Source organism: Yersinia frederiksenii ATCC 33641 (assembly GCF_000754805.1).
In the GTDB taxonomy this organism is placed as follows: Bacteria; Pseudomonadota; Gammaproteobacteria; order Enterobacterales; family Enterobacteriaceae; genus Yersinia; species Yersinia frederiksenii.
The window spans coordinates 4,786,683-4,809,386 of record NZ_KN150731.1; the positions used below are offsets into that span (position 1 = coordinate 4,786,683).

Consider the following 22,704-nt stretch of genomic DNA (forward strand, 5'->3'; position numbering starts at 1 on the left):
TCTGATACGGGAACGCTTACGCTGAACAGGAATACCTGCTGTGGCTGAAGATAGCGATCTGGAAAAAAGCGAGGAACCCACAGCCCACAAGCTGGAGAAGGCTCGCGAAAAAGGCCAGATTCCGCGCTCGCGCGAACTGACCTCGATGCTTATGCTCGGGGCCGGTTTGGCGATCTTGTGGGTTTCGGGGGAGTCAATGGCGCGACAACTTGCCGCCATGATTGCCCAAGGTCTGCATTTTGACCACGGTATTGTGAGTGATGACAAGCAAATGCTGCGGCAGATTGGCATGTTGTTGAGGCAAACCCTGATGGCGCTGCTGCCGATTTTCGCCGGGTTAGTGATAGTAGCGCTGGCAGTGCCGATGTTATTGGGCGGTGTGTTGTTTAGCGGCGAATCTATTAAGTTTGATCTAAAGCGAATGAGCCCAATCTCGGGCTTAAAACGGATGTTTTCTTCTCAAGCCCTGGCTGAACTACTGAAGGCGATTTTGAAGGCGACCTTGGTCGGCTGGGTTACCGGCATATTCCTGTGGCATAACTGGCCAGATATGATGCGGCTGATGGCCGCTCCTCCGGTCGCGGCTTTAGGTGATGCGCTTCATTTGATTATCTTCTGTGGATTGGTGGTGGTGTTAGGTTTGACACCCATGGTTGGCTTTGACGTATTCTTCCAGATAACCAGCCATATCAAGAAATTACGTATGACTAAGCAGGAAATACGTGATGAATTCAAAGATCAAGAAGGTGACCCGCATGTGAAAGGGCGCATACGTCAGCAGCAGCGAGCGATGGCTCGCCGGCGAATGATGGCGGATGTCCCTAAAGCCGATGTGATAGTCACTAACCCGACTCACTATGCTGTCGCCTTGCAGTACAACGAAGCAAAAATGAGCGCGCCGAAAGTCTTGGCGAAAGGTGCGGGGGCTGTTGCGCTGCGTATCCGTGAACTGGGGGCTGAACACCGCATTCCTCTATTAGAAGCACCGCCGCTGGCCAGGGCATTATTCCGGCATAGTGAAGTGGGCCAACATATTCCAGCCACCCTGTATGCCGCGGTGGCCGAAGTCCTTGCCTGGGTTTATCAACTGAAACGTTGGAAGCGGGAAGGTGGGCTAATTCCGAAAAAACCTGAACATCTGCCGGTACCGGAAGGACTGGATTTTGCAACAGAGAGTGAGACTGACTAATGGCTAATTTGGCCGCCCTGCTACGTTTACCGGGCAACTTCAAAGATACGCAGTGGCAAATTCTTGCTGGGCCAATCCTGATTTTGATGATCTTGTCGATGATGGTGTTGCCGCTCCCACCGTTCATCCTTGATTTGCTGTTTACCTTCAATATTGCACTGTCCATTATGGTGCTGCTGGTGGCGATGTTTACCCAGCGCACTCTGGATTTTGCGGCATTCCCCACTATTTTGCTGTTTTCAACGTTGCTGCGCTTGTCTCTAAACGTCGCCTCAACCCGTATCATCCTTATGGATGGTCATACGGGGGCAGCGGCGGCAGGCCGTGTTGTTGAAGCCTTTGGTCACTTCCTGGTGGGCGGTAATTTTGCCATTGGTATTGTGGTCTTTATCATCTTGGTGATTATCAACTTTATGGTTATCACCAAAGGGGCCGGGCGTATTGCCGAAGTGGGCGCACGCTTTGTGCTGGATGGAATGCCCGGCAAGCAAATGGCGATTGATGCTGACTTAAATGCCGGATTAATTGGTGAAGATGAGGCGAAGAAGCGCCGTTCAGATGTTACCCAAGAAGCCGACTTCTACGGCTCAATGGACGGGGCCAGTAAGTTTGTTCGTGGTGATGCGGTTGCCGGGTTATTGATCATGGTGATTAACGTGGTCGGCGGCTTATTGGTTGGGGTGCTTCAGCACGACATGGCCGTCGGTCATGCGGCAGAAACTTATACCTTGCTCACCATTGGTGACGGCTTGGTGGCACAAATTCCGGCATTGGTTATCTCCACAGCCGCAGGTGTTATTGTGACCCGCGTCAGTACCGATCAGGATGTTGGTCAGCAAATGGTCACCCAGTTGTTCAATAATCCGCGGGTGATGGTATTGAGTGCCAGTGTGCTGGGCTTGCTGGGGATGGTCCCAGGGATGCCGAACTTTGTCTTCCTGCTGTTCACTGTGGCACTGCTGGCATTAGCCTGGCGCTTGCGAGGTAAACAGACACAGCAGCCGGCAGAGGCCGAATCCCCCGTTATACAGGATCAACAACAAGCCACAGAAGCGACATGGTCAGATGTTCAATTGGAAGATCCGCTGGGGATGGAAGTGGGCTATCGCCTGATTCCAATGGTGGATTTTCAGCAAAATGGTGAGCTGCTGGGGCGAATTCGCAGTATCCGTAAAAAGTTTGCCCAAGAGATGGGCTATCTGCCGCCAGTGGTGCATATCAGGGATAATCTGGAACTGCCGCCAGCAAGCTATCGAATACTCATGAAAGGAGTCGAAATTGGCAGCGGTGAAGCTCATCCTGGCCGCTGGTTAGCCATCAATCCGGGTAATGCCGTTGGGACATTACCGGGTGAGGCTACCCATGATCCGGCCTTTGGTTTGGCGGCGGTATGGATTGAAAGTGCTTTACGTGAACAGGCGCAGATTCAGGGCTTTACCGTGGTGGAGGCGAGTACCGTGGTGGCGACGCACCTTAACCATCTGATTAGCCAATTTGCGAGTGAGTTATTTGGTCGTCAGGAAACCCAGCAGCTACTGGATCGTGTCTCGCAAGAGATGCCGAAGCTAACCGAAGATTTCATTCCTGGCGTGGTGACTTTAACCACGCTGCACAAAGTGTTGCAAAACCTGTTACTGGAGCGGGTATCCATCCGCGATATGCGCACCATTATTGAAACACTTGCCGAACATGCACCCAATCAAACGGACCCTTACGAGTTAACCGCAGTGGTGCGTGTGGCATTGGGGCGCTCAATTGCACAGCAATGGTTCCCTGGCACCGGTGAAATTCAGGTTATTGGCTTGGATGCTGCATTGGAGCGCTTGTTATTACAGGCTCTGCAAGGCGGTGGCGGTTTGGAACCGGGGTTGGCTGACCGCCTGTTAGAGCAAGCCAAACAAGCGTTGCAACGTCAAGAGATGCTGGGAGCACCGCCAGTGTTGCTGGTTAATCATGCATTGCGAGCATTATTAGCGCGCTTCCTGCGTCGCAGCTTGCCGCAGATGGTGGTGCTGTCTAATCTGGAAATTGGTGATAATCGCCAAATTCGCATGACATCAACAATAGGAGCAGCCTGATGCTGATTCGTCTTCCTCAAGTTGTTATCGGTGGATTATTCTCGGTCTGTTTGTTGCCATTGCATGCGGCAGCTTCTGGCTCTTGGGTAGCAGATGATATTGGTGTGACGCAAAGCCTGCGGGGCGTGGCGACATCAGCAAAACCGCTGCGTTCACCTGTGGCACTGGCTCAGGAGAATACGCGGATTGTATCGGTGGGTTGGCGCTACCAATTGATGTCGGCAGCACCTGATGGGTTGCAGGTGAAGTTATGTACCCCCACCCGTTGTATGCCACTTGAAGGTGGCAGTGGGCAGAGTCGCGGGCTAGCAGGGGAACCCGCCGCGACCCAACTCACTTTTGTTTATTTCATTGCGGGCAAAGGTCGTGTCAACCCGCCGCTACAAGTGATCAGCAACCAAGTGCTAGTCAATTATCGTTAAGCTACATCCACCGTCAACCTACGCCCATATCGGGTAAATGCAGGCATAGCATATAGACAGTGGCGGGTGACTGTTGAGCTCTTTTGCCTGCGCCACCGAGTGTATTGACATCGCCATTGCACTGCAAAAAACCAAACTAAATAACATGCGCTGTATTTTCATCTTTCCTCCTTGAAACCAAGCAAAGAGTGGCTTGGTTGCGCCACATTAACGCATCGCGAAAATGGAGAAAAAGTCCTTTTTTGTGTTGGCAGTAAGAAAACTAATAACCGCAGGCAGGGTTGACAGTATTTATGAAAGATAAAACAGGGGAATTCCACAAATATAAACCCTGTAATCGGGCATTATATACTTGTGGAACACTAAATTGGATGCAAGGGGCGCTGGAGGATAGTGCTAAATACCAATCTTACGGCCCAGTAGACTGGCACCTTTAGATTGACCATCTGGCCCATACAGTGATTGGCCGTGGCGGGTATTCAATACAGCTAATGCTTGAGTATTATATTCAATATGCTGTTGCAGCAGTAGCCCATTATGCAGGTTGCTATATTGAAGGCTTTCAGCCAATTCCAACATCCGTTGCCAGCGCACGGCGAGCTCAGCCACTTGGTGATAAGGAGCTTGAATATTGACGGTTTTCTCAGTGGTGAGACGTGTTTGATCCAGATAAGCCAAGGTAGCCAGTATTGAACTTTTTTGTTCAGTTACACCTTGCAACACGATACCTTGAATCCGGCCGGAGCACAGCAATTGCTGCTCTTGCGCTACAACAGCCTTCAGGGACTCGAGAAGTTCAAGTTGTTGGTCTAGATTGGTCTGTAATCTTTCCACCACCAAGTATCCTTTTACGGTTAACTATTGTTATTCTGTTTAGCTATTTTTCAGGTCATCCGCGACATTTTTGAGCAGAGCATCGGCAATTTTACCGGTGTCCATGGTCAGTTGGCCTGAGCGAATAGCCTGCTTTAATGTTTCTACACGTTCTACATTGATATCCTGACTGCCCGGTTGCATCAGTTTTGCCTGCGCATCACTCAATTTAACCTCGGTACCGCTCACTTGCGTTTTTGTTTGGGCAGAAGGTTTACGCGTCTGTTGCGCAATATCACTGGTTTCCCGTGGCTGAACTGGTGCTACTGGTAATAGCGGTTGAGTGCGATCAATACTCATATAGTGTTGCTCCCTTTATAGCGGGATGGGCGTTTATCGACCCGCTATCTTTCAGCAAAAGAATGGCGGGATTGTTACTATTTACCCCGCAAATAACTGCATATTAGAGTTATCGGCAAAGGTTAAAAAAACTTTAATCACTATAACATAATGCGAATTGTACCATCTTCCGCCACGGTACCACTGACGATTTGACCCGATGCCATGCGCACCCGGACATTATCTTGAACAGCACCGTTATTCATGGCTTTGCCATTGCTATTAACATTAAATCCTTCACCTTGCGCTAATACCTGCACGTCTTGCCCGGCTTTTATGACCCACAGACGGCGCAGCATATTCCGTGTCAAAGGTTGGCCAGCATTGATTTGCCGCAAGCTTACCGCACCCTGAGCAAAATGAGGTTCCAGTAATGCGCCGGGGGGCAGGGTATCGAGCCGGCCTTGCTTCATCTCAATATCTTCCGGGGTAATTTTCGCGCCACTGGGCAGTCGGCGAGCCGCGACAGCATAGTGTCCACTGACCTGCACTTGCGTCTGAATAAAACGGCGCTGACCATCACAACGTACCGACAGGCTGATATTTCCCCAAGGACGCGCATTGGTTGGCAGTGTGATTTCAGGCATTTCACATTGTGGCCATTGGTTTTGCGGTGTTTTGATGACCACCTTCACCTGGCTCTCTTTGGCGGGATACTGTTGTTGGAAGAATTGATTTACCTGGGCAGATAAATCTGCCGCCATCGCTTGATGTGCAACCGCCTGACTTGCCAGTAGCAGCCCCAACGCTAATGTTATGGCGTCACTTTTTTTTATTGCCATCAATTTTCCTCTTCGCCTCCCCATCCACTCAAGCCAGGCCACGCTTTTATTGCCTACCACCTGTTTTCGCCCACTAGTGTACCTGTACCTCAACAAGGTTAAGGGGATAAATAGCGACGCATTTTGCTCTTATTCTGACGATAGGCTTTCCTCTACGACGTTTATGCTGTCGACTCCAAATTCTAACCTTGCGGGGGGACTATGCTCGACAAACTGGACGGAGCTCTGCGTTTTCAACAAGAGGCGCTTAACTTGCGCGCTCAACGACAGGAGATCCTGTCGTCCAATATTGCAAATGCGGATACACCTGGCTTTCAGGCACGTGATATTGATTTCTCCAGCCAACTGAAAAAGGTGATGGAGCAAGGACGTGTCAATGGTACCGGGGTGTCGCTCAGTTTAACGTCAGCCCGTCATATCCCGGCAAGCACAGTTCAACCGCCTGACCTTGATCTGTTATTCCGCGTACCTGATCAGCCATCTCTAGATGGCAACACCGTGGATATGGACCGTGAACGTACCAATTTTGCCGATAATAGCCTGAAATATCAGACCGATTTGACCGTCCTTGGCGGCCAGATCAAAGGGATGATGTCAGTGTTACAACAAGGATAAGACGGATGTCTTTACTGAATATTTTCGATATTGCCGGTTCTGCATTATCAGCTCAGTCACAGCGTATGAACGTCAGTGCCAGCAACATGGCTAACGCCGACAGTGTTACCGGCCCAGATGGTCAGCCTTACCGTGCCAAGCAAGTGGTATTTCAGGTTGCGGCTCAGCCGGGGCAAGAAACCGGCGGTGTGCGTGTTGCTCAGGTTGTCGACGACCCCGCGCCAGATCGCTTGGTGTTTCAACCGGGTAATCCACTGGCCGATGCCAAGGGTTATGTTCGTATGCCAAACGTAGATGTGACCGGTGAAATGGTCAACACCATCTCGGCTTCGCGCAGCTATCAAGCTAACGTCGAAGTACTGAATACCACTAAATCTCTCATGCTTAAGACGCTGACATTGGGTCAATAATAGGAGCCTGCATAAATGGCCATTACCAACTCCCTGACAGATAGCGATTACGGTGTCAGCACCACCGCAGGTACCAGCTCTACTACCGGTAGTGGCAGTACCAGTCAGGATCTGCAAAACAGTTTCCTGACCTTGCTTGTGGCGCAGTTAAAAAACCAGGATCCCACCAACCCAATGCAAAACAACGAGTTGACCACGCAATTAGCGCAAATCAACACGGTGAGTGGCATTGAAAAGTTGAATACCACTCTGGGGGCTATATCTGGACAAATCGACAGCAGCCAGTCTTTGCAAGCCAGTAGCTTGATTGGTCACGGTGTGATGATTCCGGGAACCTCCATATTAGCGGGCAGTAAAGATGGCACGGTAACCACGACGCCATTTGGTGTTGAGCTGGAACGTTCAGCCGACAAAGTGACCGCCACTATCAGTGATAGCAATGGTCTGGCGGTGCGCACTATTGAGATAGGTAGCCTGTCTGCGGGGGTTCACGCCTTTACTTGGGATGGCTCACTGGATGCTGGCGGCAATGCGCCAGACGGGGCTTACACCGTGACTCTTACCGCCAGCAATGGTGGTGAGTCGCTGGTTGCTACACCGTTGAGCTACGCCATTGTCAACGGTGTGACTCGTGGCAGTGATGGCTCCAAATTGGACCTTGGTCTGGCGGGAACCATCACGATGGATAAAGTCCGTCAGATTTTGTAAGCCGGTTATCGATATAAACAGCAGTAAACCAACATGACGGTGAGGCAATGATGCAACCTGACTCATCCTTATTTTTAAAAGTGACATTTGAAATGTCATCAATGCTCAAGGTCTTTAACGGGCCTCGAATCTAACGGAGAAGAAAATGGGCTTTTCTCAAGCAGTCAGCGGTTTGAACGCAGCATCCAGTAATCTGGATGTGATCGGTAACAATATCGCCAACTCGGCGACCTCAGGTTTTAAAGCCGGTTCAGTTTCTTTTGCCGATATGTTCGCGGGTTCTCAAACCGGGATGGGCGTTAAAGTTGCCGGGATTACTCAAGACTTTAACGACGGCACACCAACCACCACCAACCGCCGTCTGGATTTGGCAATCAGCCAGAGTGGTTTCTTCCGGATGCAAGATAGCAGTGGCGGCGTGTATTTTGCTCGTAACGGCCAGTTCAAACTTGATGAAAACCGTAACATCGTCAACATGCAGGGACTGAGCCTGACCGGCTATCCGGCAACTGGTACACCACCAACAGTACAACAAGGTGCTAACCCGGTTCCTCTGTCTATTCCTCAGGATATGATTGCCGCCAAAGCCACAGAGTCTGGCAACATGGTGGCTAACCTGACCTCAACTCACGATGTTATTTCCGCGACTTTTGATCCAGAAAAACCTGATACGTACAGCTTTGTGAATAACATGACGACCTACGACAGTTTGGGTAACCGTCACGTTATCAATGTGTACTATGTGAAAACAGCGGAAGATGCTGCCAATGGTAACACTTGGGCGGTGTACACCAAGGATAGCAGCGCGACACTCGCTGATGCTACCAAGCCCTTTGACCCGACTGACCCCGCTGCGGCTTCCCTGCGTGGCACCATGGTATTTGATACCAACGGTGCATTGAAAACTGTAGCGAATGGCGGTGGTGCTGCCAGTGCCACTAACTTCAATATGACGATTCCGATGGGCGTAGTTAATGGTGCTCCGGCACAAACTTTCGCACTGAATGTGGCTGGCAGCAAGCAACAGAATACTGGCACTGACGGTATCGTTACTCAGAATCAGACCGGCTATGCTGCGGGTGAATTTACTGGCTTCCAGATCAATAACGACGGCTCCGTTGTCGGGACTTATTCGAACCAACAGACCCAATTGCTCGGTCAAATCGTGCTGGTCAACTTCTCCAACCCTGAAGGTTTATCTCCAGAGGGCGATAACGTCTGGAAAGAAACCAAATCTTCCGGTAACCCCATTCTCGGTACTGCGGGTGGTGGTGGTTTCGGTACCTTGACCAGTGGCGCATTGGAATCTTCTAACGTGGATTTGAGTAAAGAACTGGTGAACATGATCGTGGCGCAGCGTAATTATCAGTCTAACGCCCAGACCATCAAAACTCAGGATCAGATCTTACAAACTCTGGTTAACCTGCGTTAATCGAACTGACGGGATAAGCTCATGGATCACGCAATATATACCGCGATGGGGGCCGCGCGGCAGTCATTAGAGCTGCAAGCGGTAACCGCGAATAACTTGGCTAACGCCTCTACGCCGGGTTTTCGTGCGCAGTTGGCGGCCATGCGCGCCGTACCTATCGACGGGCCGAGTATGGCCACGCGTACCTTGGTCACGGCGTCGACCCCGGGAGTAGATATCAGCCAGGGGACGATGAATTACAGTGGTCGTCCGTTGGATGTTGCTTTGCAGCAAGATGGTTATCTGGCGGTGCAACTGCCCGATGGCACTGAGGCCTATACCCGCAACGGTAACATTCAGGTTGGGGCTAACGGGCAAATGACCGTGCAGGGTTATCCATTAATGGGTGACAACGGCCCGATCGAAGTGCCTCCTCAGGCGGCGGTGACCATCGCAGCTGATGGCACCATCTCGGCACTGAATGCCGGTGACTCACCCAATACCATCGCCCAGCTCGGCCAAATTAAACGGGTCAGAGCCACGGCGGGTGAAGTGATGCATGGCGATGACGGTTTGTTCCATTTGACACCTGCGGCGCAACAGACCCGTGGTGCTCAGTTGGCCAACGACCCGTTGATTAAAATCATGCCGGGTGTGCTGGAGGGCAGTAACGTGAAGGCGGTTGAAGCGATGACCGACATGATTGCCAATGCCCGCAGTTTCGAAATGCAGATGAAAGTCATCCACAGTGTGGATGAAAACGAACAGCGCGCTAATCAGCTGTTAGCAATGAGCTAAGCGCGTAGGCGCAGAGGAATAAACTGATGATCCGATCACTATGGATTGCCAAAACCGGCTTGGATGCACAGCAGACCAATATGGATGTTATCGCCAACAACCTGGCGAACGTCAGCACTAATGGCTTTAAACGTCAGCGGGCGGTCTTTGAAGATTTGCTGTACCAAACAATGCGTCAACCGGGAGCACAATCTTCCGAGCAGACAACATTGCCATCGGGTTTGCAGATTGGTACGGGGGTTCGCCCGGTCGCCACTGAGCGTTTACACAGTCAGGGCAACCTGTCCAAGACCGATAACAGCAAAGATATTGCCATCAAAGGTGAGGGGTTCTTTCAGGTGCAGATGCCTGACGGCACCAACGCCTATACCCGTGATGGTTCTTTTCAGGTGGACCAAAATGGCCAGTTAGTGACCTCCGGCGGTTTTCAGATACAGCCGGCGATTACTATTCCAGCCAATGCCTTAAGCATGACAGTTGGGCGTGACGGGATAGTGAGTGTCACTCTACAAGGGCAAACCGCCACCCAACAAGTTGGGCAACTGACACTGACCACCTTCATCAATAACAGTGGTCTGGAAAGTGTGGGCGAGAACCTGTATCAGGAAACCGCCAGCTCCGGCGCACCTAATGACTCAACGCCAGGCCTGAACGGCGCGGGCTTGTTGTATCAGGGGTATGTTGAGACTTCTAACGTCAATGTGGCGGAAGAGTTGGTCAACATGATCCAGACGCAGCGCGCCTATGAAATCAACAGTAAAGCGGTTTCAACCTCCGATCAGATGTTGCAAAAACTGACACAGCTGTAAATCCGCTCTCGGGGGGCAATAGCGCCCCCTGATAGCCGCAGAATAATAAGTATTCGGGGCTGACCTTGCCAGCCTCCAACCGGTTACAGGATCGATAATCAGAAATGGATACATCGCCGCTGCGAAAATTAGGTGAGTTGAGATGGGTTGGTGCGCCATTGATGGCGGTGCTACTGCTCAATGGTTGCGCGTATATTCCGCATAAACCACTGGTGGATGGCACCACGTCTGCCCAGCCCGCCCCCGCCAGTGCGCCACTGCCGAATGGCTCTATTTTCCAGGCTGCCCAGCCGATGAATTATGGTTATCAGCCGCTATTCGAAGACCGCCGTCCACGTAATGTCGGTGACACACTGACCATTACCTTGCAGGAAAATGTCAGTGCCAGCAAAAGCTCTTCAGCCAATGCCAGCCGGAATGGTTCCAGTAAATTTGGTGTCGCGACTGCGCCTCGTTATTTAGAGGGATTATTGGGCAACGCGCGGGCTGATATGGATATTTCTGGTGATAACACCTTTGGTGGCAAGGGTGGGGCGAATGCCAACAACACCTTTAATGGCACGATCACTGTCACTGTTAATCAAGTGCTGGCTAACGGCAACTTGCATGTAGTGGGTGAGAAACAGATCGCCATCAATCAGGGAACAGAATTTATTCGCTTCTCTGGGGTAGTCAACCCACGCACCATCAGCGGCAGCAATACCGTGACCTCAACACAGGTTGCCGATGCGCGCATCGAGTACGTGGGTAATGGTTATATCAATGAAGCGCAAACCATGGGCTGGTTGCAGCGGTTCTTCCTTAATATTTCGCCGTACTAAGAGGCCCAGCAATGCGTAAACCGTCACTTATCACACTATTTGTTGTACAGCTTATAGCGTTTATTTCGCTGCTGTCATTGCCGGCTTCGGCTGAGCGTATCCGCGATTTGGTGACCGTTCAGGGCGTACGTGATAACGCATTGATCGGCTATGGCCTGGTAGTGGGCTTGGATGGCTCGGGTGACCAGACCATGCAGACGCCATTTACCACGCAAAGCTTGAGCAACATGCTGTCGCAACTGGGTATTACTGTTCCGCCGGGTACCAATATGCAGCTTAAAAACGTGGCTGCAGTGATGGTCACGGCCAAGTTGCCGGCATTTTCCCGTGCCGGACAAACCATTGATGTCGTGGTTTCTTCTATGGGTAATGCCAAAAGTATCCGTGGCGGCACATTGCTGATGACGCCGCTAAAAGGGGTCGACAATCAGGTTTATGCACTGGCGCAGGGTAACGTATTAGTCGGTGGTGCTGGCGCTTCCTCGGGTGGTAGCAGTGTGCAGGTCAACCAACTGACCGGTGGGCGCATTAGCAATGGTGCGACAATTGAACGTGAATTGCCGACCACCTTTGGTACCGACGGCGTGATTAATCTTCAATTGAATACCGAAGATTTCACTATGGCACAGCAGGTCAGTGATGCCATTAACCGTCAACGTGGCTTTGGTTCTGCAACCGCCATCGATGCCCGTACTATTCAGGTTTTAGTGCCGCGCGGCAGTAGCTCGCAAGTGCGTTTCCTGGCCGATATTCAGAATATCCCAGTCAATGTGGATGCCGGTGATGCCAAGGTGATTATCAACTCCCGTACCGGCTCGGTGGTCATGAACCGCAATGTGGTGCTGGATTCTTGTGCAGTGGCTCAAGGGAACCTGTCAGTGGTGGTCGACAAGCAAAATACGGTCAGCCAGCCTGATACGCCTTTTGGCGGCGGCCAGACCGTGGTGACACCGAATACCCAGATTTCCGTGCAGCAGCAAGGCGGGGTATTGCAGCGAGTGAATGCCAGCCCGAACCTGAATAATGTGGTCCGTGCCTTGAATTCCCTGGGGGCAACACCTATCGATTTGATGTCTATTTTGCAGGCGATGCAAAGTGCGGGCTGCTTACGGGCAAAATTGGAAATTATCTAATGAGTGATTTGATGGCTATGTCCGGGGCGGCTTATGACGCCCAGTCACTGAATACATTGAAACGTGATGCGGCCAGAGATCCGCAGGGGAATCTGAAACAGGTTGCCCAGCAGGTCGAGGGCATGTTTGTGCAGATGATGCTCAAAAGCATGCGCTCTGCCTTGCCGCAAGATGGCGTGATGAACAGTGATCAAACCCGGCTTTATACCTCTATGTATGATCAGCAAATCGCTCAGCAAATGTCGGTCAAAGGGTTGGGTCTGGCGGACATGATGGTGGAGCAGCTTTCCGGCACCACCTCACCAAGTGAAAACGCCGGCACGGTACCTATGATGCTGGACAATGAAGTCCTGCAAACCCTGCCTGCGCAAGCCTTGGAGCAAATGGTGCGTCGGGCTATGCCGACGCCGCCGAGCAACAGCTCAGCATCACTGCCGCAAGGCACGGGGAGTTTCGTGGCGCGCATGTCTATTCCTGCGCAGATTGCCAGTCAGCAAAGTGGAATTCCTCATCAGCTCATTGTGGCGCAGGCCGCATTGGAGTCAGGTTGGGGCCAACGTGAAATTCCAACCGCGGATGGCAAGACCAGCTATAACGTCTTTGGTATCAAAGCAGGCAGTAGCTGGGAGGGTCCGGTCAGTGAGATAACCACGACCGAATACGAACAAGGGGTGGCGAGGAAAACTAAAGCTCGCTTCCGTGTTTACGGCTCTTACGTCGAAGCCATCAGTGATTATGTCAAATTACTGACCCAAAACCCGCGCTATGCCCATGTTGCCGCAGCACAAAGCCCTGAACAAGGCGCACATGCCCTGCAACAAGCCGGATATGCCACCGATCCTCAATACGCGCAAAAGTTGGTCAGTGTTATTCAGCAAATGAAGAATACGGGTGAGCAGGCAGTGAAAGCTTACAGCAGCGATTTAAGCCAGTTATTTTGATAAATAGCTATTTTGATTGTGATTAAAGCCGAGTTTGGACCCATATTTTTACTCAAGTTATCAAAAGTCTGGTCGATAACCTTAATAGGCTGTGCGGGGGCTTCGGTTTCCTCAGGCAGTATCCCAATATTAATAAATGCAGGTTCGCGAGAGTTATCACCTGCTGTAAAAGGATTTCTTTATGTCCAATAGTTTAATGAATACTGCGATGAGTGGTCTGAGCGCAGCACAATATGCCCTGAGCACCGTCAGTAATAACATCAGCAATTACCAAGTGGCGGGCTATAACCGTCAGAACACTATTTTTGCACAAAGTGGTGGCACACTCAGTCCTGCGGGATTTGTTGGTAATGGTGTCGCAGTGACAGGTGTAAATCGCGAATATAACTCCTTTATTACCAACCAATTGCGTTCAGCTCAGACTCAGAGCAGTGGGTTAACCACCTATTACCAGCAAGTTTCACAAATTGATAATTTGCTGTCTAACACGTCCAATAACATTTCAACAACTATGCAGGATTTTTTTAGTAACCTGCAAAACTTGGTAAGTAACGCTGATGATGATGCCGCGCGTAAAACGGTATTAGGGAAGGCCGAAGGATTAGTTAACCAATTCCAGAATGCGGATAAATACCTGCGTGATATGGATAATGGTGTCAACCAAAAGATTACTGAAAGTGTTAGCCAGATTAATAACTATGCCGATCAAATCGCCAAGTTAAATGACCAAATTACCCGTCTACGCGGCAGCAGTGGCAGCGAACCGAACGCACTACTTGACCAGCGAGATCAACTGGTGACTGAGTTAAACCAGATTGTGGGGGTGACTGTTACTCAACAAGATGGCGATGCTTATAATGTCTCCTTTGCCAATGGTTTACCTTTGGTTCAGGGGCCGAGTTCTTACCATGTTGAAGCGATACCATCTAGCGCTGATGCCACTCGATTAGCCATTGGCTACAAATATGGTAGTGGGACTACGCTGGAAGTGGATGAAAGTCGTCTGATGACCGGTAGCCTTGGCGGTACCTTGAAATTTCGTAGTGAAGCTCTGGATAGCGCCCGTAACCAGTTAGGTCAATTGGCACTGGTGATGGCGGATAGCTTCAATACTCAACATAAAGCCGGGTTTGATGCCAACGGAGATGCCGGTACCGACTTCTTTAGTTTTGCTGATCCTACTGTGCTGAAAAATGCTAGAAATCAGGGGGATGCAAGCCTGACTGTTGCTTACACCGACACTTCAAAAGTCCAAGCCAGTGACTATAGCGTTGAGTTCGATGGCACTGACTGGCAAGTGACGCGTCTGTCAGATAATACCAAAGTTCCTGCCAATCCGGTGAAAGATGCCAGTGGTAACACTACAGGTTTAAGCTTTGATGGTGTTGTCGTCACTATTGATAACGGCACCACAGGGGCAGAATCCAAAGATAAATTCACGGTTAAAACGGTATCTAATGTGGCCGCTAATTTTCAGGTAGCCATTACAGATTCCAGTAAAATTGCGGCCTCCGGCAGCAAAGATAGTGGTGCCAGTGACAACGTTAATGCACAGGCGCTATTGGATTTACAAACCCAAAAATTAGTGGGTGGCAAAGCGACATTCTCTGGTGCTTATGCCGGGTTAGTGAGTAACGTCGGTAACCAGACCAACACTGCGAAAACCAACAGTGCAGCACAAGCCAATATTGTGACTCAGTTGACAGCAGAACAGCAGTCTATTTCCGGGGTGAACCTGGATGAAGAGTATGGCGATTTACAGCGTTTCCAACAATATTACTTGGCAAATGCGCAAGTTATGCAAACCGCATCAACACTGTTTAGTGCGCTGCTGGGTATTCGTGGCTAATTTTTTGTTGGCGGCGGTAACGCGCCGCTATTTATCTTATTTCGAGTTAAGTCAGTCGGTTGCTGACTTAGCTGTTGCTAAAAGGAACTGACATTGTGCGCTTAAGTACCAGCATGATTTATCAGCAAACTATGCAGGGTGTCACTAATGCCCAATCCCTTTGGATGCAGTCTGGTCAACAACTCTCTACCGGCAAGCGCGTGGTTAACCCGTCGGATGATCCGATGGCAGCATCCCAAGCGGTGATGGTGTCACAATCTGAAGCTGAAAATGGCCAATATACTTTGGCTCGTAGTTTTGCCCGCCAAAGCTCCTCGTTAGAAACTACAGTTCTCTCTCAGGCGACAACGACTATCCAGTCAATTCAAAGTCTAATTATTGGTGCTGCCAAAGACTCATTAAGTGATGATGACCGGGCTTCATTGGCAACTCAATTGCAGGGGCTCAAAGATCAACTGCTTAATCAGGCCAATTCCACCGATGGTAATGGTCGCTATATGTTTGGCGGCTTTAAAAGTGATACTCCCCCTTTTCTGGTCAGCGCGACGGGTGAAGTGACCTATGCGGGCAGTGATACCCCGATTACCCAGAAGGTCGATTCAAATCGTTCTATGACCGTCGGGCATACTGGCTCTAGCGTATTTATGGCATTAACCAAAAATGCAAAACCAGAACCTGATGATATCAATGGTGATCCGGTTGCCTCTGAAACCAATATTTTTAATACCATCGATACGGTACTGAAATCACTGAAGACGCCTTTACAAGGGGCAACTGATGATGTGAAGCAACAAGCCTCGGCGGAGATGGATAAAGGCATCCGTGGTATGGCTAACTCACTGAATAACGTGTTGTCTGTACAAGCGGAGATTGGGACTCAATTACAAGAGCTAGACAGTTTGGATAGCTTGGGCGCAGACCGCACTTTGATCAATAAGCAGCGTTTGAGCGACTTGCAAGATGTGGATTGGAACTCTGCTATCTCCTCATATGTCATGCAGCAAGCCGCATTACAGGCTTCATACACCACATTTAGCAATATGCAGGGCATGTCTCTGTTCCAACTGAATAAGTAATTCATCTTCAAACTGTGGGGTTTTGCCCCACAGTCTCTCTCTTAGCTTGCCAACCCACTTAATACACCCGCCAGACGGTCAAAAAACTCACCAAATAGGTGCTCGGAGAAGGGTGCCAGTAGCGGCATAATTAAACCAAGGGAAATAATACCGACCGTTAAGGTCAGTGGGAAACCGATAACAAACACTGAAAGCTGCGGTGTCATTCGGTTGAGCATGCCCAACGCCATGTTTAGGGTGAGCAGTAGAGTAATGAGGGGGAGTGCCAGCATCAGCCCATTCATAAAGATTAAGGAACCGGCTTGCGTTAATGCCAGGAAACCATTGCCATTCAGTGGTTCGAACTGAATAGGTAAGGTATGGAAACTGTCTGCCAGCAGTGAAATTAGCCACAGATGGCCGTCGAAGGCGAGGAATAACAGCATCGCCAGCAAGTTTAACAAACGGGCAAGAACCGGCATGTTTGGCCCGCCGGAGGGGTCAAAGAAGGTGGCAAAAGAGAGCCCCATTTGTAGACCAATCACTTCACCGGCCAGCCGGACAGCAGCAAAGGCAAACTGCATGGTTAAACCGATGGCGACGCCAATCAATACTTGTTGGGCCGCTACCCACACTGCACCGGCAGAGACTAATGGAATATTGACCGGCGGTAGCGAAGGGGCAATTAGAAACGTAATTAACACCGCTAAGCCAACTTTGACTTTGCGGTTTATCTGCTTCTCGCTTAATACTGGTGCGGTAGTGATCAGGGCCAATACGCGGACTAACGGCCAGAAATACTGGCTAACCCAGATGCTGAGTTGGGTGGTATCGAGAGAGAGCATATTAGCCAATCAACGTTGGTAGGCTGGCAAACAAATTACGCATGTAATCAAGAATTAAGTTCAGCATCCATGGACCAGCGATAACCATAGTCGCGAAGACCGACAAAATTTTTGGGATAAATGACAAGGTCATTTCGTTTATCTGTGTTGCTGCCTGCAATAAGCTCACAGTCAAACCGCTTATCAGGGCGGCTAATAGCAGTGGCGCGGCCAGTGCAAGGGCGATCTTCATTGCCTCAACGCCGAGTGCCATTACCGATTCTGGTGTCATGACGTATCTACCTCTTGCCTAACCATGATTACAAATAACAGCGTTTTCAGCCAAATATCATCAGCTATAGAAGCTTTGCGCCAGTGAACCCAGTAACAGTTGCCAACCATCGACTAAGACAAACAGCATCAACTTAAAGGGGAGCGAGATACTGGCTGGTGGAACCATCATCATCCCTAAAGCCATCAACACGCTGGCCACTACCAGGTCGATAATCAAGAATGGAATAAAAACGGTAAAACCGATTTGGAAAGCTGTTTTCAGCTCACTGGTGACATAGGCGGGCAGCAGGATGCGCATCGGAACCACTTCAGGCCCTTCCAGTGCCGGTATATTGGCTAAGCGGGCATAGAGTGCCAGATCTGATTCACGGGTTTGGCGCAGCATAAATTCACGTAGCGGTTGCGACCCTTTATCCATCGCCACTTCCATACTTATTTTGTCCTGACTAAAGGGCAGATAAGCATCTTGATAAACCTTGTCGAATACTGGCGACATAATAAAGAAAGTCAGAAATAGCGCTAAACCCAGCATAACCTGATTCGGTGGTGCTGAAGGGGTACCCAGTGCGTTACGCAACAAACCCAATACAATAATGATGCGTGTAAAACTGGTCATCATCAGCAATGCGGCAGGCAGAAAACTCAGGGTGGTAATAAAGACTAATGTCTGTACCGGAAGCGACCAACTTTGCCCACCATTGGCCAAGGGTTGGCTGATAATACCAGGCAATTGAGCCAATGCCGCTGGGGAGCAGAGCAAGATGAGCAGCAATAGGGGAGTTTTATTCATTAGCGGACGCAAAGCGATCATGCCGATTTTTCCGGATGTTTCAGTAGCTTGTTCAGTAGTTGGCGAAAATCAGCCGGTTTCGCACTGTTTGGCGATAGCTCGGTACTTGTTTCATCAACGGGTGGGCGGGGCAGAGTATGAAGTTGGGTGACATTTTGCGCGGTGACACCTAATACCAACCAGGTATTATCGACTTCGACGATTACCACTTTCTCACGCTGCCCGACCTGACAACTGGCCCGTACATTCAATAACTTATTGTTGCGCGCCTGCGGTGCAAAACCTAAACGACGAACCAACCACGCGCCACACAAAATCAGCAGCAGAATGCCACCTAATACACTGCCAACTTGCGTTAATACCGTACCTGCGGGCATGGCTGGGGCCGTTTGCTGCGCAGCGACACCCGGATGACTGGCGGCAAATCCGGTCACCGGTGTTTGTGCTGTTACGGGGGGATTCGCAACCGGCAGATTAACTGCCGGTGCATTAATAGCCACCGGCGCAGCGAGTGCGGCTGTCGAATCAGGTGCTGTCACAGTTTGCGCTGCGGTCATTAGCGACTCAGACGACGCATACGTTCTGACGGGGTAATGATGTCAGTGATACGAACGCCGTATTTATCCGCCACCACCACCACTTCACCCTGAGCAATCAGATAACCATTAATCAGAATATCCAGGGGTTCGCCAGCCAGACCATCAAGGGAAACCACCGAGCCTTGGGACAAGCGCAGCAACTCTTTGATGGTCATTTTGGTACGACCCAGCTCAACGGTCAGCTTCACCGGGATATCCAGAATTAAATCGATATCCTGTAGGTTACCCAGTCCATCCGGCGCCTCCAGTGATTTAAATACACCGTCGGTCGTGGCCGCTGGCTTATCCGCTGCTTGCTGCTCATTAAACGCATCAGCCCACAGATCGTCCACGGATTCCTTTCCATCATCAGACGGAAGCTTAGGGTCACTCATTGGGCTGTTCCTCATTCAGAGCATTCAAAATAGGGTTAATCAAATGTTCAACACGTAGGGCATATTGCCCGTTTAATGTCCCGTACTGACTGGTCAGTACCGGTACACCGTCGACATGACCAATCAGTCGATCCGGTTTATCTATTGGCAGCACATCCCCAGGTTGCAGCTTGAGTATCTGCGACAGTCGTAGCGGAATATCGACAAAATTAGCGACCAGTTCCAGCTCGGAATGCTGAACTTGCTTGACCAGCGTTTCACGCCAATGGCTGTCCTCCTGACGGGAGTTCTCCAGTGGCGGGTTGGTCAGCAGCTCACGCAATGGCTCAATCATGGCGAACGGAATACAGATGTTAAACTCACCACTCAACGCACCGATTTCCACATGGAAAGGTGTGGTGACCACAATATCGTTAGGGGAGGTGGTGATGTTGGTGAATTTCACCTGTATTTCGGAACGAACATATTCCACGTCTATCTTATAGATAGGTGCCCAGGCGTCGCGGTAAGCATCCAGCGCCAGTCGCAGCATTCGGTTGATAACGCGTTGTTCTGTGTGGGTAAACTCACGACCTTCTACTTTGGTCGGGAAACGGCCATCGCCACCAAACAAGTTATCAACAGCAATAAACACCAAACTCGGTGCAAAAACGAATAGTGCAGTACCGCGTAATGGCTTCAGGTGTATTAAGTTGAGGTTAGTCGGGACCGGCAGATTTCGGGCAAAATCATGATATGGTTGAATTTTAATCGGCCCAACCGTGATGTCTGGACTGCGACGTAACAGGTTAAACAGCCCCATTCGGAACTGGCGGGCAAACCGCTCATTAATGATCTCCAGTGCATGTAGCCGTTCACGTACTACACGGCGCTGGGTCGTTGGATCATAAGGTTTAACGTCTGTCTCGTTTCCGATCACAGCTTCAGGTTCTTCACCACCGCTGTCACCGTTTAACAGTGCGTCAATCTCTGCTTGTGAAAGAATGCTATCGCCCATAATGATTATCGCAATATAAATGCGGTAAACAGCACATCGCTGACTACCTGATTAGGTTGGCCTTTAACCATTGGCGGGCTAAGAACGTTTTTAATTTCACCGACTAAACGCTGTTTACCTTCTTCATTAGATAGGCTATCAGCAGACTGACGGGAGAGCAGCAACAGCAGGCGGCTGCGCACTTCCGGCAGATAGTCATTGAGTTTTGCGCGAGTGGTATCGTCAGGTAGCCTTAAAGTCAGCCCGATATAAAGCACACGATCCAGATTATTATCTGGCGTGATCAGATTGACCGTGAAGGTCTCCAGTGGCATGAACACCGGAGAAACCGGGGCAGCTTTCGTCGTGGTGGGTTTACTCTTATTGAGCATCCACCAGCTATAACCGCCACCCGCAGTGGCTGCCACCGCAATCAGCACCAGCAGGATCACCCAGATCGAACTCTTACGCTTGGCCGGGAAGGTATTTTCAGACATGGAGAAGACAAATTCCTGTTTCGGTATCAAACCGGTGAACCACGATAATAGCTTGGGGCAGATCACCCCAAGTTATCCGAATTATTACTGATGATTATCCCGCGCATCCTTAAACCCAATGGGCAGAATAGATAGCGAAAAACGGCCTAACTTACTCGTTTGTCACTTTTTGCGGAAACTCACATCAATTTTAGGCGAAAATATCAACACCACCATTGCCATTCGCCAGAGCTTGCAATGCTGCTGGTGTGGTCAGTGGAGTACTGGTTACGGCCTCGCCTGAAGCAATTTCGCCATAGCCCGGTTGACCACGAGATGCGAAACCTTGTTGATTTTGCTGGCTCTGTTGCTGTGCTTGCTGCCATTGACCTTCGCTGCCGACACTGCTTTGGCCTAGCTGAATACCGTTTTCAGCTAATGCGCTGCGCAAACTTGGCATAGCCGCTTCAATAGCGGCCCGCACCTGACTATGCGCTGAAGCAAAGTGTAATTGTGCCTGGTTATCTTCTATTTTTAGGCTGATTTGTAGCGCACCTAACTCTTGCGGGTTTAGCCGCAATTCGGCATTTTGTTGCCCATTACGACTGAACATAATCACTTGCTGCCCAAGCGATTGCTGCCATTCTTGGCTGCCCAATTGCGCGCTTAAATGGCCGCTAGCCGGAGGACTGACCAGGGTGCTGGCAGTGGTTGATAATACCGGGCTAGAAACGGGCGGCAGAGAAGGCGTGACGGTACTTGAGCTGGCTAAGGTTTTATCCACGGTTGCTGAGGTAACGGCGGTCTCTACCTGCGCGGTTAGTGGTGCCACTTTTGTATTGTGGTCAGGGTCTTTGGCACTTAACGGGCTCAGTTTATCTGGTGTAGATGTTGTTTTAGCTTTAGCTGTTGTGGTGGGCAGCAAGTCACTGTTGGTGGTTTTATCACTTTTCACATTACCCAGCGTGCCGCCAATCAGTGCCGCTAAACCTTTATCTTGCGAGGTCAGGCTGGTCAGCGCGGCGATATCTTGTTTGGTACTGGTTTTGCTATCGATCAGGCCATTCGCATTGGCTTTTTGCCCAGAACTGGCCGTTCCCAGAGTGTTGGCAACTTGATGTGGCAACATGGCCAATAATGTTTGCAAAGCGGTAAGATCGACTTTATCGCTGGTTTTATCCAGTGCGCGGTCATCATTTACGGCGGTTTTTTTGACGCCAGCAGCATCGCCGGTTTGCCCTGCATGAGTCAGGCCCGCAGGCAGTGTGGCACTGATATCGCCCAATGCGGCTAACAATTGATTCAGTTTGCTATTACCGGTAATTGATTTGCCACCGTCAGTATCAATGGTGATATCGGTCGTGGCGGCCAGAGAGGATTTCAGTGTTGAGGCATCAATGGCGGTAAGTTCTTTACCCAACTGGTCACCCAACAATTGGGCAAAATCAGCTGGCAGCCCCGCATCGGTAAACAGCGCAGCAATGGAGGATGAGGATGCGGTACCCTCGGCTTCACCAACGGTTGCGGTGGTAGAGGCTGCAGCCGTTGGCAATAAAGACAGATTCATGAATTTAGACTCCTTTGTGAGGCGCGCTGGGCGAACTCATCCATCAATTTTTGATCTAAACGGTTTTCTTGCAGGCGTGCGGTGCTTGCGGCGCGTTCTTGCAACGTCTCAAATGCGTTTAACCGCTGCTGTTTTTCTTGCCAGTGCTTCACTGCCTGTTCAACTTTGACATTCCATTGAGCCAATTGATTTCGATGTTGATCAATGGCTTGCTCCAGTGTTTGAATAAATTGCTGGTAATTTTGCCAACTGGAGGAGGCCATCCCGTTACTCAGGGTGTCATTTAATCGCACCCGATATTCATCCTGATAAGTCAGCAACATAGTGAGTTGCTGCTCAGCATTTTGATAGGACAGACGAGCCTGCCCCAGTTGAGTACTAGCCTGTTCAACGGCCTTTTGGGCCAGTTCACACAGGGTAACGAGAGGTGACTGATTTTTCATCGCATTCCTCATTTATACCCTTCGAACTTGAAGCCGCAGGGTTGTTGGCTACGTTCACTTACCCGAATCACTTACTGGCGTAAGCTCATCGGAATTCGCTTGCTTGCCACCTACCTGCAACCCCAATT

General features: G+C 50.3%; 26 protein-coding genes. 14 read left to right on the top strand and 12 right to left on the bottom strand.

What is annotated here, in order from left to right:
* Positions 1 to 40 precede the first annotated feature (40 nt).
* The 3 genes from flhB to DJ58_RS00820 are packed head-to-tail and all read left to right on the top strand — an operon-like array spanning position 41 to position 3,689.
* Positions 41 to 1,189, top strand: a complete 1,149-nt coding sequence (flhB, locus tag DJ58_RS00830; RefSeq protein ID WP_032910775.1) for a flagellar biosynthesis protein FlhB — start codon at positions 41 to 43, stop codon at positions 1,187 to 1,189.
* Positions 1,189 to 3,267 carry a flagellar biosynthesis protein FlhA gene (gene flhA, locus DJ58_RS00825; RefSeq protein ID WP_004708146.1) on the top strand — a complete coding sequence of 693 codons (2,079 nt, stop codon included), beginning with the start codon at positions 1,189 to 1,191 and terminating at the stop codon, positions 3,265 to 3,267. The genes flhB and flhA overlap by 1 nt, the downstream gene beginning before the upstream one ends.
* A complete protein-coding gene (locus DJ58_RS00820; protein ID WP_032910776.1) occupies positions 3,267 to 3,689 on the top strand; it encodes a flagellar protein FlhE in 423 nt (140 codons plus the stop codon). Before flhA ends, DJ58_RS00820 begins: the two co-directional genes overlap by 1 nt.
* Positions 3,690 to 4,085: 396 nt before the next feature.
* Here the strand turns inward: DJ58_RS00820 and DJ58_RS00815 are convergent, their stop codons facing one another.
* The 3 genes from DJ58_RS00815 to flgA form a co-directional block, all read right to left on the bottom strand.
* Complete coding sequence (locus DJ58_RS00815; RefSeq protein WP_032910777.1) at positions 4,086 to 4,526, bottom strand: flagella synthesis protein FlgN; 441 nt, start codon at positions 4,524 to 4,526, stop codon at positions 4,086 to 4,088.
* 36 nt (positions 4,527 to 4,562) lie between these two features.
* Entirely contained in the window at positions 4,563 to 4,862 is a 300-nt protein-coding gene (gene flgM / locus DJ58_RS00810; protein ID WP_004708151.1) for a flagellar biosynthesis anti-sigma factor FlgM, read from the bottom strand.
* 140 nt (positions 4,863 to 5,002) lie between these two features.
* Complete coding sequence (gene flgA / locus DJ58_RS00805) at positions 5,003 to 5,683, bottom strand: flagellar basal body P-ring formation chaperone FlgA (RefSeq protein ID WP_004708153.1); 681 nt, start codon at positions 5,681 to 5,683, stop codon at positions 5,003 to 5,005.
* Between the two features lie 201 nt (positions 5,684 to 5,884).
* On the opposite strand from flgA, the gene flgB reads away from it, so the two are divergent.
* The 11 genes from flgB (at position 5,885) to flgL (ending at position 16,254) form a co-directional block, all read left to right on the top strand.
* The gene (gene flgB / locus DJ58_RS00800) at positions 5,885 to 6,298 is read left to right on the top strand and encodes a flagellar basal body rod protein FlgB (protein WP_004708155.1); all 414 of its coding nucleotides are present in this window, start codon (positions 5,885 to 5,887) and stop codon (positions 6,296 to 6,298) included.
* Between the two features lie 5 nt (positions 6,299 to 6,303).
* Positions 6,304 to 6,708: a flagellar basal body rod protein FlgC gene (flgC, locus tag DJ58_RS00795; RefSeq protein ID WP_004708157.1), complete on the top strand. Its 405-nt coding sequence runs from the start codon at positions 6,304 to 6,306 to the stop codon at positions 6,706 to 6,708.
* A 15-nt stretch (positions 6,709 to 6,723) separates the two neighbouring features.
* The gene (flgD, locus tag DJ58_RS00790) at positions 6,724 to 7,416 is read left to right on the top strand and encodes a flagellar hook assembly protein FlgD (RefSeq protein WP_004708159.1); all 693 of its coding nucleotides are present in this window, start codon (positions 6,724 to 6,726) and stop codon (positions 7,414 to 7,416) included.
* A 145-nt stretch (positions 7,417 to 7,561) separates the two neighbouring features.
* Positions 7,562 to 8,848 (top strand): flagellar hook protein FlgE, encoded by a 1,287-nt coding sequence (gene flgE / locus DJ58_RS00785; RefSeq protein WP_004708162.1) that lies wholly within the window; start codon positions 7,562 to 7,564, stop codon positions 8,846 to 8,848.
* Between the two features lie 21 nt (positions 8,849 to 8,869).
* On the top strand, positions 8,870 to 9,625 hold the full coding sequence (locus tag DJ58_RS00780; protein ID WP_004708164.1) for a flagellar basal body rod protein FlgF: 756 nt from the start codon (positions 8,870 to 8,872) through the stop codon (positions 9,623 to 9,625).
* A gap of 26 nt (positions 9,626 to 9,651) precedes the next feature.
* Positions 9,652 to 10,434 carry a flagellar basal-body rod protein FlgG gene (gene flgG / locus DJ58_RS00775; RefSeq protein ID WP_004708166.1) on the top strand — a complete coding sequence of 261 codons (783 nt, stop codon included), beginning with the start codon at positions 9,652 to 9,654 and terminating at the stop codon, positions 10,432 to 10,434.
* A gap of 104 nt (positions 10,435 to 10,538) precedes the next feature.
* On the top strand, positions 10,539 to 11,255 hold the full coding sequence (gene flgH / locus DJ58_RS00770; RefSeq protein WP_004708168.1) for a flagellar basal body L-ring protein FlgH: 717 nt from the start codon (positions 10,539 to 10,541) through the stop codon (positions 11,253 to 11,255).
* An 11-nt stretch (positions 11,256 to 11,266) separates the two neighbouring features.
* A complete protein-coding gene (locus DJ58_RS00765) occupies positions 11,267 to 12,388 on the top strand; it encodes a flagellar basal body P-ring protein FlgI (protein ID WP_004708170.1) in 1,122 nt (373 codons plus the stop codon).
* The gene (gene flgJ, locus DJ58_RS00760) at positions 12,388 to 13,329 is read left to right on the top strand and encodes a flagellar assembly peptidoglycan hydrolase FlgJ (protein WP_032910778.1); all 942 of its coding nucleotides are present in this window, start codon (positions 12,388 to 12,390) and stop codon (positions 13,327 to 13,329) included. The genes DJ58_RS00765 and flgJ overlap by 1 nt, the downstream gene beginning before the upstream one ends.
* A gap of 181 nt (positions 13,330 to 13,510) precedes the next feature.
* Positions 13,511 to 15,178 carry a flagellar hook-associated protein FlgK gene (gene flgK / locus DJ58_RS00755; RefSeq protein WP_032910779.1) on the top strand — a complete coding sequence of 556 codons (1,668 nt, stop codon included), beginning with the start codon at positions 13,511 to 13,513 and terminating at the stop codon, positions 15,176 to 15,178.
* Positions 15,179 to 15,273: 95 nt separating this feature from the next.
* Positions 15,274 to 16,254 (top strand): flagellar hook-associated protein FlgL, encoded by a 981-nt coding sequence (flgL, locus tag DJ58_RS00750; RefSeq protein WP_032910780.1) that lies wholly within the window; start codon positions 15,274 to 15,276, stop codon positions 16,252 to 16,254.
* A gap of 41 nt (positions 16,255 to 16,295) precedes the next feature.
* On the opposite strand, the gene fliR is transcribed toward flgL, so the two are convergent.
* From fliR to fliJ, 9 genes are all read right to left on the bottom strand, one after another.
* Positions 16,296 to 17,078 carry a flagellar biosynthetic protein FliR gene (gene fliR / locus DJ58_RS00745; protein WP_004708175.1) on the bottom strand — a complete coding sequence of 261 codons (783 nt, stop codon included), beginning with the start codon at positions 17,076 to 17,078 and terminating at the stop codon, positions 16,296 to 16,298.
* Between the two features lies 1 nt (position 17,079).
* The gene (gene fliQ, locus DJ58_RS00740) at positions 17,080 to 17,349 is read right to left on the bottom strand and encodes a flagellar biosynthesis protein FliQ (RefSeq protein ID WP_004708177.1); all 270 of its coding nucleotides are present in this window, start codon (positions 17,347 to 17,349) and stop codon (positions 17,080 to 17,082) included.
* A gap of 60 nt (positions 17,350 to 17,409) precedes the next feature.
* Positions 17,410 to 18,162 (bottom strand): flagellar type III secretion system pore protein FliP, encoded by a 753-nt coding sequence (gene fliP, locus DJ58_RS00735; protein ID WP_032910781.1) that lies wholly within the window; start codon positions 18,160 to 18,162, stop codon positions 17,410 to 17,412.
* Positions 18,159 to 18,698: a flagellar biosynthetic protein FliO gene (gene fliO / locus DJ58_RS00730; RefSeq protein ID WP_004708181.1), complete on the bottom strand. Its 540-nt coding sequence runs from the start codon at positions 18,696 to 18,698 to the stop codon at positions 18,159 to 18,161. The genes fliP and fliO overlap by 4 nt, the downstream gene beginning before the upstream one ends.
* Positions 18,698 to 19,114 (bottom strand): flagellar motor switch protein FliN, encoded by a 417-nt coding sequence (fliN, locus tag DJ58_RS00725; protein ID WP_032910782.1) that lies wholly within the window; start codon positions 19,112 to 19,114, stop codon positions 18,698 to 18,700. The genes fliO and fliN overlap by 1 nt, the downstream gene beginning before the upstream one ends.
* Positions 19,107 to 20,111 (bottom strand): flagellar motor switch protein FliM, encoded by a 1,005-nt coding sequence (gene fliM / locus DJ58_RS00720; protein WP_004708184.1) that lies wholly within the window; start codon positions 20,109 to 20,111, stop codon positions 19,107 to 19,109. The genes fliN and fliM overlap by 8 nt, the downstream gene beginning before the upstream one ends.
* A gap of 5 nt (positions 20,112 to 20,116) precedes the next feature.
* Positions 20,117 to 20,587, bottom strand: coding sequence for a flagellar basal body-associated protein FliL (gene fliL / locus DJ58_RS00715; protein ID WP_032910783.1), 471 nt, complete (start codon positions 20,585 to 20,587; stop codon positions 20,117 to 20,119).
* Between the two features lie 190 nt (positions 20,588 to 20,777).
* Positions 20,778 to 22,133, bottom strand: coding sequence for a flagellar hook-length control protein FliK (locus tag DJ58_RS00710; protein ID WP_032910784.1), 1,356 nt, complete (start codon positions 22,131 to 22,133; stop codon positions 20,778 to 20,780).
* The gene (gene fliJ / locus DJ58_RS00705; protein ID WP_004708191.1) at positions 22,130 to 22,576 is read right to left on the bottom strand and encodes a flagellar export protein FliJ; all 447 of its coding nucleotides are present in this window, start codon (positions 22,574 to 22,576) and stop codon (positions 22,130 to 22,132) included. Before fliJ ends, DJ58_RS00710 begins: the two co-directional genes overlap by 4 nt.
* Positions 22,577 to 22,704: the final 128 nt, after the last annotated feature.